A 1,497-nucleotide genomic window follows, 5' to 3' on the forward strand; every position below is an offset into this window, starting at 1 on the left:
TCTCTAGCCTGTGACAAGCAGACATCAATCACTTGACTTTGCATCATCAAGCTTTCGTTTTCGGTGTTGCCTTTTGTGAGTCGACAGGGCTTGACTGTTTGGCAGGGTCTTCTGGCACTCAGGGCAGCTTTGCTCTCCGGTGTGATATTGACTTTTGTGAGCCGACAGGGCCTGAGCGTTTGGCAGGGTCTTCTGGCACTCAGGGCAGGTTTGCTCCGGGGTGTGATCTTTTCTTTTGTGATATGTCAGAGCTTGTACGCTTGGCAGAGTCTTCTGGCACTCAGGACAGGTTTGCTCTGGGGTGTGATCTTTTCTTTTGTGATATGTCAGAGCTTGTGCGCTTGGCAGGGTCTTCTGGCACTCAGAGCAGATTTGCTCCGGGGTGTGATCTTTTCTTTTGTGATATGTCAGAGCTTGTGCGCTTGGCAGGGTCTTCTGGCACTTAGGGCAGGTTTGTTCCGGGGTGTGATATTTTCTTCTGTGATTCAACAGGGCTTGAGCGTTTGGCAGGGTCTTCTGGCACCTTGGGCAGGTTTGTTCTCCGGTGTGATATTGACTTTTGTGAGCCGACAGGGCTCTGGCGTTTGGCAGGATCTTCTGGCACTCAGAGCAGGTTTGTTCCCCAGTGTGATCTTTTCTTTTGTGAGCCGACAGGGCTTGAGTGTTTGGCAGGGTCTTCTGGCACTCAGGGCAGGTTTGTTCCCCGGTGTGATCTTTTCTTTTGTGATTCGACAGGGCTTGAGCGTTTGGCAGGGTCTTCTGGCACTCAGGGCAGGTTTGCTCTCCGGTGTGATATTGACTTTTGTGAGCAGCCAGGGCTTGAGCGTTTGGCAGGGTCTTCTGGCACTCGGAGCAGGTTTGCTCCGGCGTGTGATCTTTTCTTTTGTGATTCCACAGGGCTTTCGCGTTTGACAAGATTCTCTGGCACTCAGGACAGGTTTGCTCTCCGGTGTGATATTGCCTTTTGTGAGTCTTCAATGAGGCTTGAGAGCCAAGTAATTTTTCACAGCCAGGATAGTCACATCGGTATTTTTTGGAGCCTGCCTTCCTTTGTTTTTCCGCAGGAGGTGGATTTAATGTTAATGATGGACCGGTTGTGCTGTCAGCGCCTGAGACAACGGTCGGACCTTCAGCAGGATGGCTTACCGAGCCAGATTCCTGATCGCCTGTTTGCAAATAGACATCTGTTCTGTATGCGAAAGAGTCGCCTGAGGTTGCACGACACTGGGTACTTGTCGAGGGAGCGAAGATACAGCGTCCTTGTCGATGACAACAGGGCTGTTCATGGCAGTTTTCGTCAAGGCTATGCCGGGAGTCAGTGGGTCGGCCCGAATCTTCATCATTATGACCGTTGTCGTATAGATAATGTTTTTTTTCTGAATGTCTATTGAATGACCGACCATGATCCCCTGGCCCGGTTGTCCGGGAATAGTTACCGCCGCACGTTTCGTACATCAAAGTGATGATCTGAAGTTTGTTTCGCCTGCAGGGTTTGTT

Annotated in this window: 1 protein-coding gene; it reads right to left on the reverse strand. The window is 50.8% G+C overall.

Going from position 1 to position 1,497, the window contains the following annotated elements; all coding sequences use genetic code 11:
* Positions 1–24 precede the first annotated feature (24 nt).
* Positions 25–1,497, reverse strand: a 1,473-nt coding sequence (locus tag KBW69_RS23325) for a C2H2-type zinc finger protein (RefSeq protein WP_257282529.1), incomplete at its 5' end; no start/stop codon positions are given.

It is taken from the genome of Endozoicomonas sp. ISHI1, from assembly GCF_024606225.1.
Lineage (GTDB): Bacteria > Pseudomonadota > Gammaproteobacteria > Pseudomonadales > Endozoicomonadaceae > Endozoicomonas_A.